The sequence below is a fragment of the Microcoleus sp. T3_D1 genome, assembly GCF_036700405.1.
Classification (GTDB): domain Bacteria; phylum Cyanobacteriota; class Cyanobacteriia; order Cyanobacteriales; family Microcoleaceae; genus Microcoleus.
In genome coordinates, this window is record NZ_JAUBOV010000076.1 from 1 (window position 1) to 13496 (window position 13496).

Sequence of the window (13496 nt, forward strand, 5' to 3'; positions counted from 1 at the left end):
AACGTCTTAAGTTTAACTCCAATTAGGTAACTTAATATTTTGTTACATAGATTGGTTTTTTCCCGCCTACCTACTTACAGAGCATCTCCCCAATCTTTGCCATTAATAGCAAGGTTTTTCAGCTTAAAACCGTAGAGCTTCAAAAGACTATCAATTTGCTCGTGAGTACAGCCTCCATCATATAAAGGGTATTCACTAACCTCGCTGTAGACATAGCGAACGCGCTTTAGCAATTGATGAGCGCCTTGAAGAACTTTTAGTTCAGCACCTTGAGTATCCATAACCAGTAGATCGAATTGAGACTCAGCAAAACTCTCTTCTAGAATACTATCTAGTGTTCTAGTCAAAATTTTGAAAGAGTTTACATAGCAGATACCTGGATAAGACTTTTGCATAGATGCTCCTAGGGGAAGCATACTAGAAGCCAATCCTCCCAGGTTAGCTATGTTAAAAACCACTTCATTGTTACTCACATCCGAGCAACAGTGTCGGACAGCATAATGAGATTTATCAGCAGAAATTCGCTGGCAAAGCTTTTCGTAAACAGTCGGAATAGGTTCTATCCATAAAACTATATTAGGATTTGCAGCCTGGTAAGCCTCAAACTCTTGACCTTCATTTGCCCCTACATGAATAATCCCTTTAGGAAGGGGGTATCCCAACTTTTTCTCGATATACCACAATGGAAATGACATTCAGATTACTCCTCCATACTAACAGTTACTGACAGTTACTAACAGTTGCTAACAGTTACTAACAGTTTTATTTAAAAGCCGATTCAAGTGTCCGTAAGGAACTCGCTCTATTTTGGAATGCTCGGAATAAGGTCTGATTTCATAGCAACCTTCCTGCATATCCATACACATTAACGCAACATTGGGAAAGTAAATTCGATACCCTTCATAGCTATTCACCAATGCTGCATGACGCTGCCACCCTTGCTTGGGGCGACCGTGAAAAATTTTGACTAACCCTTGTGCAGTCTGAGGTAAGCCGAGGCGAAAGTTATACTCAGTTGCCAAAATCATTGGTCGAATGTTTGATAAGTCTAAAACTTCACAAAACACAGTCTGGTCGCTGTAATACCGATTGTAGAAATTGTTAGGAGGAACTTTTTTGATGTAAGTCAATTCCCAATTATCAAGAAAAGAATTTACAATTTCTGTATTTTTATAACACAGAATACCTGTATTCAAAGCAGTAGAAAATAAGTGTTGCCTTGTATATCCTTCTAAGAATTTTTCTGAGGACATAAACGGTACTGATGCTTTTTGCGGCGCGATCGCCACAGCTATATCGTATTGATGTAAAGAGGAAAAAACTTCCCAGACAGAGGAAGCAATATAGGTATCTGAATCCACAAACATGGTGAATTGGAATGGACTCATTCTCATGCCTCTAATTTTGTTAAGATAACCGTGATATCCGGGATGAATATCGGTTTTAAGTGAGGACATTGGGAGGATGCGGTCGAATATTTCGAGCGGCTTGCCTGCAAAATTTTTAGCAGAAGAATCATCAGTGACGATAACAATTTGTGCTTCAGGCATGGCAGTTTTGAGTGAATTTGCAGAGTCGATGGACTCCTGCATATATTTCTGCCCAAAAGCAACATATAGAAAGCCAAAGTCACTGATATTTTGAACTTTTTTTAACTGCATATCGAATCAACCTCCAAAGTTAAATTACTTGCGAAACATCTCTCTAGATTGTCAAGGTGTGAGAGAAGTATGTGCAATAAAATCAGAAATTTCTTGCTGATGTGTATCATAAAACTCAAAAAAAGAACTTACGACCTCTCTTTGTGTAAACACTTGTTTTTCGATGCGGTAATCCAAATTTGAACCAAAAGATAAACCTAGAATTTTAACCGCAGAAGGATAGATCGAAAAAGAAGTCTGCGCCAGAACATCAGAGTTTCTAAATAGTTCAAAAAAATTTTTTCCCCGCTGAATTCCCAGTAGATCGAATATAGAATTGAGAATATATTCTAAAACTACGGCGCTGGGATGATTGAATGTATGAAATAATTTCTTGATTCTGAAGTTCTCCTGAATAAATGCGGATATCTTGACTTCAAGGTTTTTTTCCCTGGCTGCCAAGTTACGCAGAGTGGCACTCAAGTTTTCTTGTAAGTATTCAGCGCTATAAAATGCCTCTCCCCCTATCTCCTCGATCGTCATATCGATACTCTTTCCCTTCGCATAAAGCTTCAAGATATTCAAGTCATGATACGGAAATGGCTTACTAAGAACTATATTATTCTTGTTCTTTAAATATGTAATCTCTGGATTGTACGTAGTAAAGTATGCTACCGGAAAAGAAATAGTTTGGCAGCTTGACTTGAGTTGACTCTTGATGTAGTTAGTTGATAGTTGATGAATACCTTTGTAGTTGTCTGAAACAGGTTGGTGTATGAAAAGCTCAATCTCAGCAATTGTTTTTTCTAAGGGAGCGACATCCCCCTGAGTCAGCAAATGAACAGGCTTAATCTCTATCACTTCATAAAATGATGTGAAATTCGGATGCTTTGAGAGAAAGCTTCTTAGCGCCATCGCCTGACAGTTTCCGTATACCAAACACTTTTTCATTTTAAGCAAGTCCTACAAAGTTTTTCTGATCTATAACGGTTCTCACCAACATGAGGTGCACCTGATTCTTTGAATTTAAGGATTGAAGAGCCTTTCTCTGTACCTCACCTACCTCAGAAAGGCTATATGTCTAAAGTATCTGAAGTTTCGATCGAGCAGCTTGGATGCTTCTTAGTGTCTAGTTGGTTTGAATTCATACCAGATACTTCCTCCTCCTGTACCATACTTATTTCCCATCAATTATTGGGCTTTATTTAGCAAAAAATTAGGTAATAAACACTTGACAGTAAAACTTGGAGGTGGGGATTATATAACATATTTAATCCGGGTTTGAAAGTCGTCTTGAGTTAACATTTGTTGAGGCTCTTTTTCTGTTTTGGTAGTAGATTTTGGTTGAATAGCGCTCTAAATTTATGCTTGAAGATTTGCCTTCAACATAGAACTAACAACTTGATAAAGAGCGTTATCCAACTGATTCATTTCTTCCAAACGAGCGACCAAATCTTCTCCTAAATCTTTTACCAGCTTGTTCCGAATCTCCTCATCAGAAGCTACCCCCTTCGAGCTGATATTTAAAGAAACAGGTGCCAGAGCGATCGCCGCATCTTCAAAAGATTTTTGCAAACAGGTTTGGGCGATCGCCAACGTTTCATTATACTGTTCTACTGTCCCCACGATCGCCGCTGATTTCAAATTCTCGATCGCCAACTTCAAATCCGCTTCAGTAGGAGAATACTTCGGCTTCATCAGTTCTGTTCTCGAACAATAGTAGGTTTGATAATTGCAGAAAACGATCGGAGAGGTTTCTAAACGCCAAAGCACAAATCCTTTAAAATCTAACTCTTTCGCCTTAATTGCACCCGCTGTTTCCGCTTTCTGCTTGTGCTCAAAATTATAGATAGATCGAATGCGAGAGAGGGGTTTTCTAATCAGAACCGAAGAAATTGTTTGAAAATCTTCCCCTTGTGGAGTCGGCATAGCTATGTGATGACCCGAAATTGCCTTCACTTGAGGATTTGCTTGGATCGCTTCTTCCAAAATTGCTGGGGAAACTAGCTGACCCCCCGGAAGGTCGTACTCCATAAACTGTTTTCCAAATGCTTGGTTCAGTGCATAGTTAAACGAAGTTCCCGCGTTTTTGAAAATGTGATGGTGAATTAAAATAATTCGCTTCATAATATTAACATCCTTTTCTTCTTAATGAGCATATGACTTAACGCACGAGCCGACAAATCTGAAATTGCTATCGAGTTAACTCGATTCACAATGTATTATACAGATAGAATGATAATTCAACAGCACAAAAAAACTGAAAAGCTGTAAATTCAATACCTTTACGGGGTTCCGATCTGTTTTTTGATGTGATTGAGTATTTTTAGTTAGAGCAATATTTTTTTCTGGAATTTAATTTGCAGGGTCGCAGCGAATCTCACTTAATACAAACGCTAATTCCCTAACATCTTCATTGAGACCCGCTCTTACTCCGCTCATTGTCTCACTCGCAACAATTGAAAGCTGAAAATAATCTTCTGCATCAATTGTTACAGGTACTTCCAGGCAAAATAATGAACCTTGGCCAACTTCCTGACTCACTAACTGTTCGTCAACTGTCATAGTTATCTTAGTTAAGGGAGCGTGATGTACGGGAATATAGCCAATTAGTTTAACTCGACAGACCTTTTTTTTAGCACGGAAGTAAGCACTGACCTCACTGCCAGCCCACCCGTCATGCTGCCAAAAACCTGTGGCATCTCCTTCTGGAATAATTGAATCAGTCGTCGGCAATTTGATGCAAGACTCACCTATCTTTTTGGGTGGAGGACTAAAGAAACTAAAATGGTTTGTATCTAATACAGGTAAAGGATTTAAAAATCCGTTAATTAACACGCTAATTAACTGTTGCCACTCTTGCGAATTTGTCAGGGCTCTCACATCGAAAATACAGCCACGATCAATGGCATATATGCCAAATTTTTTTAGCCAATCATAAATTGTCTTAGTGCGGTAATAAGGAGTATAACTCAATGACTGCTCTAGGTAACCCTTCATCTGAGGTAAATAACTTGTGGAGTATAAATACCAAGCAATCCATACTAAAGTTTGATAGCGAACCTCTTTCTCTAATAAGCGGATATGACTTGGCAGGTCTGGTATTGAAAAAAAATTATCTATTACTGCATAGAGTGATTCTGCCTGTTCTATGCTATTGTTCATCGTGTTGCATTCATGTTGGCGGTAGCAGGTAGTAATTTGGGGAACCCACGCTGCTTCACAGCCCATCAGTGCTAAACGGAGTACCATATCTACATCAGAGGACTGAGTAAATCGAGTGTCAAAACCACCAGCACGTTCTAAGCACTGACGGGAAAACATCATGGCACTAGGAAGCACGGGTTTCCAATGCAACCAAGCCCTTAAATTTAACTCTGACGCCTTGTGCCAAGGTTCTACATTTACGATAGCTTTTCCCAGCACGTTAACCCGCTGCCAGCCACTATGTACTATCCCTAATGTGGGCTGCGCTTGAAAACAAGCTACCTGTAGTGCTAGCTTGTCAGCTAACCAGAAATCATCCTGATCGAGGAAAGCAATGAATTCACCTTTAGCCATCTGGATACCCAGATTTCGCGCTGCTGCTACTCCTTGATTTTTCTGATACACATAGCGCATTTTATCCAAATAAGGCAACAACACGTCGTCGCTATTATCAGTGGACCCGTCATTTATGACGATCATTTCATAGTTCGTGTAGGTTTGATTCAAGACACTTTCTATTGCTTCAGCAAGAAAGCGATCGCCTTGATAAACAGGAATAATTACGCTAACTATCGGTGTTTGGGTCTGTGTTGGCATAGGTGTTGGGATAATGGCGCTTCACCTGGGTGTCCCGGTGGTAGCGCACATGAAATTGCTAAGGATTAACTGTAAAGCTCACCACTTAATACCAGACCTGGGAATGCTGCACCGGAAAGAAGCTGTTGATTTTTATATTAAGAAGTACGATCGCCCCTTTCTCCGCCTCTACAACCACCCCAAACCCACATCTTCGCCAAAATTAACCCGGATCGGACAGCTAACCCCCGAAAGAATAACTATAAAGAACCGATCGCCAGTTCCCCAGCAGCGAATACAGGATTTTATCGACAGTTAACTGGCACAGAACACATTACATTTTAAGGAAGGAATTAGATATGCAGCAGGATGGCGTTACCGTGTGGTTCACGGGTTTAAGCGGGGCAGGCAAAAGTACGATCGCTACTGAACTAGCCAAAATTTTACGGCGGCAGGGATACAAAGTAGAAGTTTTAGATGGCGATATCGTCCGCAAAAGCCTCACGAGAGATTTAGGTTTCAGCAGAGCCGATCGCGATGAAAATATCCGCCGCATTGGCTTTGTCGCCGATCTTTTGACCAGGAACGGTGTAATTGTTTTGGTTTCAGTCATCTCACCCTACCGCGATGTCAGGGAGGAAGTCGGACACCAAATTGGTAACTTTATTGAAGTTTATGTGAAAGCTCCCCTCGAAGTTTGCGAACAGCGAGATGTCAAGGGACTTTACAAGAGAGCTCGTGCCGGTGAGATTCGAGGTTTTACTGGCATTGACGATCCTTACGAACCACCCTTGCACCCGCCAGTAGAATGCATCACGGATAGGGAAACGGTAACAGAGAGTGTAGCTAAAGTGATGGATAAATTAGAAGTGTTTTGGGCCAGCACTCCTCTATCTTCTGCTCAACTTTAAACGTTCATCTGTTGATTTTTTTGCTCTTGGGTTGAAGTTAGATTATCTATCTGTTGGGGTGAGCGAGCCCTTTCCCCAACATCCGCCGGCTTGACAGCAACGTCACTAAAAAAATTAGTCAGCCATCATCAATAAAACGTATCCGCTCAATAATTCGGGGCGGACTACCCACTCAGGAACGATTTTGCGTCGCGTCATTTGAGGTGCATCGTTGAGCGATTTACCCCGGATTATTGAGCGGATACAATAAAACATTATGTCATCTCCAAAACCTTTCCTCCCCCCTCCAGACCCCCTAAATAAATCTAAAGACCACTACAAATTTCAAGGAAAACCCTACAAGCATCTTGAAATAGAGATTAATTTGACATCCTTAAAAACTATAGCTACTGCTATTTTGTTAGGGGTTCCTTATCTTGGGTTGATTCACGTATTTTTATCGGGAGGCGCCAAACTAATAGCTATTAGTCTAGTAGTAGTAGGTATCTTGATAGGGGGAGCGATCGCGCTTTTATACTACTTAAACAGACAAGAGCCTGTCAAAGCGCCTTCCAATCAAAAGAAACGGCACTAATAGACACTCTATCGCCCTACTCAATCCCGGATCAGACTCCGCTTGGTCAATTCACCCGAAATGCGATCGCCCCCCAACTCTGTAATTAAGATTTTGCCTATCCTCAAGCGATCGCCCTGTTGAAAAATTCGATGCAACTGTCCGGATTGCGATCGAATTATCAGGAAGCTTAATTGGTAGATGCACCCTGATTAATTAACTCCCGACCAATTTTGGCCGGGTTTTTTTTGGCGATTCCACGCCCTGGCCACAAATTATCCCAAATTCTGCCAAAGTGCCCTGAAAGAGGTGCTGTGAGGCCGGAGACTAAATTAGTAGATGCACCCTGATTAATTAACTCCCGACCAATTTTGGCCGGGTTTTTTTTGGCGATCGCCCCCTCTCGCCACACATTCTCCAAAATTCTGCCAAAGTGTCCTGAAAGAGGTGCTGTGAAGCCGGAGACTAAATTGGTAGATGCACCCTGATTAATTAACTCCCGACCACTTTTGGCCGGGTTTTTTTTGGATCTCGCCCGCCCTCGCCAGAAATTATCGCAAATTCTGCCAAAGTGTCCTGAAAGAGGTGCTGTGAGACGGGAGACTAAATTGGTAGATGCACCCTGATTAATTAACTCCCGACCAATTTTGGTTTGGGGTTTTTTTTTGCGGTATCGGCGGTGATGCTGAATAAAGTTTGAGGTTTTCCGGATTGCGCTGGAATTCTCAGGAAGCTTAATTGGTAGATGCACCCTGATTAATTAACTCCCCGCCAATTTTGGTTTGGGGTTTTTTTTTGCGATATCGACGGTGATGCTGAAGAAAGTTTGAGGTTGTCCGGATTGCGCTGGAATTCTCAGGAAGCTTAATTGGTAGATGCACCCTGATTAATTAACTCCCCGCCAATTCTGGTTTGGGGTTTTTTTTTGGCGATCGCACCCCAAACCACGAATTTCCCCAAATTTTCCCAAACTGTCCCGAACAGGTGCACCTTGAACCGGAGACTAAATTAGTAGATGCACCCTGATTAATTAACTCCCGACCAATTTTGGCCGGGTTTTTTTTTTGCGTATTACAGCCAAAATCGCTAATTCTCAAATATTTTCCCAAACTGTCCCGAACAGATGCACCTCGAACCGGAGACTAAATTAGTAGATGCACCCTGATTAATTAACTCCCGACCAATTTTGGCCGGGTTTTTTTTGAGCGATCGCAGGCTAAGCCACAAATTCTCGCTAATTCTGCCACACTGTCCTGAAAGAGGTGCTGTGAGGCGGGATATTAAATTAGTAGATGCACCCTGATTAATTAACTCCCGACCAATTTTGGTTTGGGGTTTTTTTTTGAGCGATCGCAAGCTGATTCACAAATTATAGGAAATTCTGCCAAAGTGTCCTGAAAGAGGTGATGTGAGGCGGGACATTAAATTAGTAGATGCACCCTGATTAATAAACCCCAGCCAATTTTGGCCGGGGTTTTTTTTGCTCGAAAGCTGGATTAGTCGATCGACCTACAACACTTCAAAAGACTGCACCTCAAGCACCGGGCCGATCATAGCAAAAGTCATCACATCCTTACGCACTTCACCTTTAACACTGACTTTTAAACCAGCTTTTTTCAACTCAGAAGAAGCATTCTTAAGTTCGTAAGTTTCGCCATCTTCGCCCACCAAAGCCCAAGTGCCCGGGCCAAATCCTTTGCGTTCAATTACACCCTTGACAGTAATACTCATGCCGATCGCACCTCTGTTTTAATTGCTAAACGCGCCAGTCCGAAACACAGAAAAGCATTGACAATCAAAAATGTTTGTGCTACCAAACCTGTGCCCAATCCCCAGACTGCGGGAGACACAAAAGCATTCACCGCTAAACTGCTGGCAAAACCGATCGAAATTGCGATCGCGATCCACTTCCACTGTTGATGTCCCAACAGCAAAGCAATCAAAATCCCAGGAATCAAAACGCTAGCAAAAAAGGGATTCAGCATACTGCTGCCATTAATTGCGCCGCCGAGTTCGGGAATAGAACTGCCCATCACCCGCAGCGGCCACTGCGGCAAGTCAAATACAAACAAGTTCCGCAGCCCGAAGAACCCAGAACTGCCAGCAATCAAGCCGCCGGAAAAGCCCCAAGTCCAGGCGAAGGGGAAATAATTCCGCATAAAGAAAGCCAGCAGGTAAGAACCGAGCACCATTGCAATTTTAGGCAACAGGGCGACTGCACCGCCGTCAATCCAAAAGCGGGGGTTGAGATAGCCGTTATCGCGCAGCCAGCGGAAGAAATCGCGGAAGTTGATTTTTCCGCGCTGGGCTAGCTGAACCGCTGCGGCTGCGTCTAGGTGTCCTGAACCAAAATGGTTTAACGGATCTTCAGTGACATTTCGCGAGGACTGCAAGAGTACGCTGCGAATTTCGTCTGGTTCTGTGATGCCGGAGGCCTTGACAAGGGCTGCAACGGCGGCAACGTGGGGAGAAGCCATGCTAGTGCCTTGGTAGCCTTCAAAGACTTCGGCGCCGGTTTCCGGGTCGATCGTACTTTGCAGGATTTTGCCCATTTCAGAACCGCCGGGGGCCGCAATGTCAACCCCTGCGCCGAAATTGGAGTAAGAGGCTTTTTCCTCGTCCGGGCCGAGGGCGGAAACGCCGATGACGTGGGGATAGCGGGCGGGATAGGAAGCGGAACTGTCGCCGGAGTTGCCGGCGGCTGCGATGATGACAACGCCTTTAGAGTGGGCGTAGTCGATCGCCTCTTCCATTAACTGACTTTCACCGCCACCACCGAGACTCATGTTAATCACGTCGGCGCCGTTGTCAGCAGCAAATTTAATTGCTTCGGCGATGTCGGAAACCGTACCGCCGCCGCTGCCGCTTAAGACTTTCAGCGGCATTAAAGCTGCTTCGTAGGCGATGCCCGCAACGCCGTAATTGTTGTTAGTTGATTGGGCGACAGTACCGGCGACGTGAGTACCGTGGCCGTTGTCATCGTAGGCTTGGGCGCGATCGTTTACAAAGTCGTAGCCCGGTACAAATTTGGTTTCTTTTAAGTCAGCGACTGGAGTAATACCCGTGTCAATTATCGCTACTGTTGTGCCGCTGCCTTTGGTTTCGTTCCAGGCAGATTCTACATTGATGCTGCGGAGATTCCACTGCTTGGTATACATGGGGTCGTTGGGAATCTCGAAAGCGCTGTAGACAAAGTTCGGTTCAATGTATTCGGTATCTTTAGCCAAATTAGATTTTCTCAGGGCGTTTAGCAAAGTGCGATCGCCCTTAACTACATATACATTGTCGCCCGCTGAGAATTCGCTGTTGAGTTGCGGTGCGACTTTGTACTGTTGGGCGATCGCCTCTACTTGCTTGGCGATCGTGGCATTACCGACATCTTCGCGGAAATCCAGCACAATCGAGTCGTAAGTGCCTTGAGTAGCAAGTCCTGGGAAATTAGAAATCGCCCAGCCGAGACCGATTAAAAATAAGCACAGAAGGAAAAACTTTTTCATTGCCGATCGTCCGTTTAGGGAAGGCGTGTTCACCACAATAACCCAATTTTCACCGCCAGCGCCAGTTTTCCTTGCTGCGACTTGTGGGGCTCTCGCACGCGGGCGTTTGGTAGTTTTCGGCTGTGGCTGTGACTAGATCAAAAATTGCTCTAATTTCTAGTTGAAATTGCAGAGCAAGTTTTAGGACTTCAATTAATTGTATCATTAGAGAAGATGATAAACAGAACCAGGACTATTTTCAACAAGGGTATTGCATGGAAAGAGGTTTAATGTGGCTGCCGCTGCTGGCAATTTTTATTGGGCTAGCTTGGGCTGGATGGAACGAGTATCAAAAGCTGGAAGCGTATCGCGTCTGGGCCGAACAATTCGCTAAAGCCAAGTACGATATTTATGCTGTACTCGGTCAGCAAGAAGACAGTTTAACTTGGGGAAAACCTACTCGCAGCGGGCCGGTAAATTTGCAAACTTTTTCTTTAAAAGATGTGCAGTCGCTGCGGTTGTTAGTCAACTCTCAGGCAGTTGATTTAGACTCACCGCCGAATTCTGGAAGTCCAATCGCCCTCGAATTTTTGTTGAAAGATGCTGCTGCGGTGCAGGTTCCTTTTACAGAAATTCCTCTAGCGACTAAATGGGGAAAATACTTGCAGCAAGAATTGCAGCGCTTTAAGTAAAAACACTCTCCGGCGGGGCAGCGTATCAGATATTAACTCGGCTACTTTAAGTTACAAAAGTCTGTAAAGCTGGTAGTAAAAATAGAACTTACGCCACAAATCCTTTGAACCGCCATCTATAGGGGTAAAGTGTGTACGGATCACCCGGAGAATGTGAGTTCTTGTAGTAAGTAGTAGAAGTAGTGTCCCCGTGCCTAGCCCGGTAGTCATCCGTGCCCACCTTAGAGTTAAAGTTCTTTGCCAGCGCGTCCTAAAACAGCTAAATTGCCAGCCCCCCAATCTGCGGAATGCAAACACAAGAATTTTTACAGCGCTATCAACAGGGAGAGCGAAACTTTGGTCACATTGACCTCAGCGGCGCTAGTTTAAGCGGTGTCAACCTGCGAGAAATAGACCTCACTGGTGCTAACTTGACCGGTGCTAATTTGAGCTGGTCTTTTTTGAGCAATGCCAAGTTGATAGGGGCTTGTTTGCGGCGCGCGGATCTCCGCAGTGCGGGGCTAGCTGGGGCGAATCTGAGCGGGGCAAATTTGAGCGGGGCAAATCTTGCTAAAGCGGATTTGCGCCTTGCTTGTTTGGCAGCAGCAGATCTCAATTGGGCCACGTTGCCTGAAGCGGATTTGGGCGGTGCTAATCTTCAAGGAGTTAAATCTGACCAAATTAATTTGGCTGGGGCTAAACTCGACGGCGCGAAGTTGATGGAGGCGGAATTGATGGAGGCGAATCTCAACCGCGCCAGTCTTGTTGGTGCTAATTTAACGGGTGCTAATTTGCGGGAAGCGCATTTGGTGGAAGCGAATTTGCGATCGGCAATTTTAATCGGTGTAAATTTGATTGAAGCTGACTTGAATGGCGCTCAAATGCGATCGGCAAATCTGACGGGCGCTGACTTGCACCGAGCTGTGCTGGCGGGGGCGGATTTGACTGAGGCGGTGCTGGATAACGCTGATTTGAGTCGAGCTAATCTGGCGGGTTCTTATTTATTGAAAGCGAGTTTTAAGAAGGCGCTTTTGCTGCGAGCTAACTTGCAAGGAGTGTATTTGCTGCGAGCTGATTTGAGCGAAGCTAATTTGCGAAGTGCTGATTTGCGGAAAGCTGATTTGAGTGGCGCTTATTTGATGGATGCGATTTTGGGTGAGGCGGATTTAAGAGAAGCTTGTTTGATTGAGTGCCGTTTGATTCGGACGAATTTGGAGGGGGCGCAGCTTACGGGTTGCTGCATTCAAAATTGGCAAGTTCAAGATGTCGATCTGTCGAGAGTTGACTGCAGCTATGTTTTTACTGGGTTTGATTATACTGCGAAAGTGGCGGCAAATCGCTTTCCTGTCGATCGCGATTTTGAGTCGGGGGAATTGGGGCGGCAGCATCAAGAGGACAGTTCTACTGTGAAGGTGTTTTTTGATGAAGCTCCTAATTGGGAGGCTTTGGTGTTTACGCTGCGTCGGGTGGAGTTGGAAAGCCACGAACTCAAATTCAACGTTCAATTTTTTGAGTCTGCGGGAGAACAAAATTTACTGCGGCTGAGCGCGAACCGTTTGGTGAACGGCAAGATTTTGGGCGATCGCATTTTGGAGCTTTATCCAGATATGTTGGAAAAGGTTTTAGCCAAGGGCGCTGAAATTTTGAGTTTGCTCGACTTGGCTGTTCCTAGTAACAATGCGGAGCCGAGTAACAAGGAAGCGTTGCTCAGAAGACAGGAAATCTACCAGCGAATGGTGCGCCAAATTTCGTTTATTTTGATGTCTCAGACGCCGGATAAATTCTCCGAAAGCGTGCAGCGGCTGTTGGATTATTTGAAGCAGCAAGGTATCCCGACAGAGCAGATTCAAAAGAAAGTCATCAGTCAGGCGATCGTGCAGCGGGCGAAGCAAGATCCGGTGTTTAGGGAACAGTTGCTCGCGTGGGAGAAAACGGCGCCCGATCGCGTTCGTTCTTCGATGATGGGGGAAGCGGTGCGGTATGCGATCGGCCTTTTGAGCGATTATTAACAGTTAATCTTTAACACTTCAAGCCGACGACCGGCTAAAGCCCGCACTTGCTCTTCTGCGTCGGAAACTGCAAGCATCGTGCAGCAGGCCAAGCAATACCAAGTTTTTCGGGAACAGTTGCTCACGTGGGAGAAAACAGCTTCGGATTGCGATCGGTGTTCGGTAATGGGGGAAGCGGTGGGGTATGCGATCGGCCTTTTGTGGGAATGAAACGGTGTGTTCGAGCGCTCATGGGGGAGGTTTTCTGTGCGATATTTTAATTAGGGTTTTGATAGAGTGCGAGCATCTTGCTCGCGGGAAAGAATTGCGGTCGGAAAAATCAGTGCGAGCATCTTGCTCGCGGGAAAGAATTGCGGTCGGAAAAATCAGTGCGAGTATCTTGCTCGCGGGAAAGAATTGCGGTCGGAAAAATCAGTGCGAGCATCTTGCTCGCGGGAAAGAATTGCGGTCGGA

General features: G+C 44.6%; 16 protein-coding genes. 6 read left to right on the forward strand and 10 right to left on the reverse strand.

All coding sequences use genetic code 11. The features are described 5' to 3' along the window. Positions 1–74: 74 nt before the first annotated feature. The 5 genes from QT992_RS26275 to QT992_RS26295 form a co-directional block, all read right to left on the reverse strand. A complete protein-coding gene (locus QT992_RS26275; RefSeq protein WP_333341061.1) occupies positions 75–695 on the reverse strand; it encodes an FkbM family methyltransferase in 621 nt (206 codons plus the stop codon). A gap of 48 nt (positions 696–743) precedes the next feature. After that, positions 744–1661 carry a hypothetical protein gene (locus tag QT992_RS26280; protein WP_333316970.1) on the reverse strand — a complete coding sequence of 306 codons (918 nt, stop codon included), beginning with the start codon at positions 1659–1661 and terminating at the stop codon, positions 744–746. Between the two features lie 51 nt (positions 1662–1712). Then, positions 1713–2591, reverse strand: a complete 879-nt coding sequence (locus QT992_RS26285; RefSeq protein ID WP_333341064.1) for a WcbI family polysaccharide biosynthesis putative acetyltransferase — start codon at positions 2589–2591, stop codon at positions 1713–1715. A gap of 411 nt (positions 2592–3002) precedes the next feature. Further along, entirely contained in the window at positions 3003–3767 is a 765-nt protein-coding gene (locus tag QT992_RS26290) for a sulfotransferase family 2 domain-containing protein (RefSeq protein WP_333341067.1), read from the reverse strand. A gap of 228 nt (positions 3768–3995) precedes the next feature. Further along, positions 3996–5444 carry a glycosyltransferase gene (locus QT992_RS26295; protein ID WP_333341069.1) on the reverse strand — a complete coding sequence of 483 codons (1449 nt, stop codon included), beginning with the start codon at positions 5442–5444 and terminating at the stop codon, positions 3996–3998. 13 nt (positions 5445–5457) lie between these two features. On the opposite strand from QT992_RS26295, the gene QT992_RS26300 reads away from it, so the two are divergent. Both QT992_RS26300 and cysC read left to right on the forward strand, forming a co-directional pair. Continuing rightward, positions 5458–5742, forward strand: coding sequence for a hypothetical protein (locus QT992_RS26300; RefSeq protein ID WP_333316977.1), 285 nt, complete (start codon positions 5458–5460; stop codon positions 5740–5742). Continuing rightward, positions 5726–6334: an adenylyl-sulfate kinase gene (gene cysC, locus QT992_RS26305; RefSeq protein ID WP_333317030.1), complete on the forward strand. Its 609-nt coding sequence runs from the start codon at positions 5726–5728 to the stop codon at positions 6332–6334. Before QT992_RS26300 ends, cysC begins: the two co-directional genes overlap by 17 nt. A 114-nt stretch (positions 6335–6448) precedes the next feature. Here cysC and QT992_RS26310 read toward each other — a convergent pair whose 3' ends face one another. Beyond that, on the reverse strand, positions 6449–6589 hold the full coding sequence (locus QT992_RS26310) for a hypothetical protein (protein ID WP_333316978.1): 141 nt from the start codon (positions 6587–6589) through the stop codon (positions 6449–6451). 1 nt (position 6590) lies between these two features. On the opposite strand from QT992_RS26310, the gene QT992_RS26315 reads away from it, so the two are divergent. Then, positions 6591–6908, forward strand: coding sequence for a hypothetical protein (locus QT992_RS26315; RefSeq protein WP_333316980.1), 318 nt, complete (start codon positions 6591–6593; stop codon positions 6906–6908). A 169-nt stretch (positions 6909–7077) separates the two neighbouring features. Here the strand turns inward: QT992_RS26315 and QT992_RS26320 are convergent, their stop codons facing one another. The 4 genes from QT992_RS26320 to QT992_RS26335 form a co-directional block, all read right to left on the reverse strand. Next, positions 7078–7638 carry a hypothetical protein gene (locus QT992_RS26320; RefSeq protein WP_333316982.1) on the reverse strand — a complete coding sequence of 187 codons (561 nt, stop codon included), beginning with the start codon at positions 7636–7638 and terminating at the stop codon, positions 7078–7080. Between the two features lie 335 nt (positions 7639–7973). After that, positions 7974–8243 (reverse strand): hypothetical protein, encoded by a 270-nt coding sequence (locus tag QT992_RS26325; RefSeq protein WP_333316983.1) that lies wholly within the window; start codon positions 8241–8243, stop codon positions 7974–7976. Positions 8244–8396: 153 nt separating this feature from the next. Then, entirely contained in the window at positions 8397–8618 is a 222-nt protein-coding gene (locus QT992_RS26330; RefSeq protein ID WP_333287372.1) for a hypothetical protein, read from the reverse strand. Beyond that, entirely contained in the window at positions 8615–10384 is a 1770-nt protein-coding gene (locus QT992_RS26335) for a S8 family peptidase (RefSeq protein ID WP_333316985.1), read from the reverse strand. Before QT992_RS26335 ends, QT992_RS26330 begins: the two co-directional genes overlap by 4 nt. Before the next feature lie 254 nt (positions 10385–10638). Between QT992_RS26335 and QT992_RS26340 the strand changes: the two genes are divergently transcribed. The 3 genes from QT992_RS26340 to QT992_RS26350 form a co-directional block, all read left to right on the forward strand. Continuing rightward, positions 10639–11055, forward strand: coding sequence for a hypothetical protein (locus QT992_RS26340; protein ID WP_333316987.1), 417 nt, complete (start codon positions 10639–10641; stop codon positions 11053–11055). 287 nt (positions 11056–11342) lie between these two features. Beyond that, complete coding sequence (locus QT992_RS26345) at positions 11343–13043, forward strand: pentapeptide repeat-containing protein (RefSeq protein ID WP_333341075.1); 1701 nt, start codon at positions 11343–11345, stop codon at positions 13041–13043. A 184-nt stretch (positions 13044–13227) separates the two neighbouring features. Next, positions 13228–13496, forward strand: a 269-nt coding sequence (locus QT992_RS26350) for a hypothetical protein (RefSeq protein ID WP_333378103.1), incomplete at its 3' end; no start/stop codon positions are given.

Bases quoted from the DNA above. Each gene is read 5' to 3' on its own strand.
- QT992_RS26275 (WP_333341061.1), bottom strand. From the start codon at position 695: ATGTCATTTCCATTGTGGTATATCGAGAAAAAGTTGGGATACCCCCTT.
- QT992_RS26280 (WP_333316970.1), bottom strand. From the start codon at position 1,661: ATGCAGTTAAAAAAAGTTCAAAATATCAGTGACTTTGGCTTTCTATAT.
- QT992_RS26285 (WP_333341064.1), bottom strand. From the start codon at position 2,591: ATGAAAAAGTGTTTGGTATACGGAAACTGTCAGGCGATGGCGCTAAGA.
- QT992_RS26290 (WP_333341067.1), bottom strand. From the start codon at position 3,767: ATGAAGCGAATTATTTTAATTCACCATCACATTTTCAAAAACGCGGGA.
- QT992_RS26295 (WP_333341069.1), bottom strand. From the start codon at position 5,444: ATGCCAACACAGACCCAAACACCGATAGTTAGCGTAATTATTCCTGTT.
- QT992_RS26300 (WP_333316977.1), top strand. From the start codon at position 5,458: ATGGCGCTTCACCTGGGTGTCCCGGTGGTAGCGCACATGAAATTGCTA.
- QT992_RS26310 (WP_333316978.1), bottom strand. From the start codon at position 6,589: ATGTTTTATTGTATCCGCTCAATAATCCGGGGTAAATCGCTCAACGAT.
- QT992_RS26315 (WP_333316980.1), top strand. From the start codon at position 6,591: ATGTCATCTCCAAAACCTTTCCTCCCCCCTCCAGACCCCCTAAATAAA.
- QT992_RS26330 (WP_333287372.1), bottom strand. From the start codon at position 8,618: ATGAGTATTACTGTCAAGGGTGTAATTGAACGCAAAGGATTTGGCCCG.
- QT992_RS26335 (WP_333316985.1), bottom strand. From the start codon at position 10,384: ATGAAAAAGTTTTTCCTTCTGTGCTTATTTTTAATCGGTCTCGGCTGG.
- QT992_RS26340 (WP_333316987.1), top strand. From the start codon at position 10,639: ATGGAAAGAGGTTTAATGTGGCTGCCGCTGCTGGCAATTTTTATTGGG.
- QT992_RS26345 (WP_333341075.1), top strand. From the start codon at position 11,343: ATGCAAACACAAGAATTTTTACAGCGCTATCAACAGGGAGAGCGAAAC.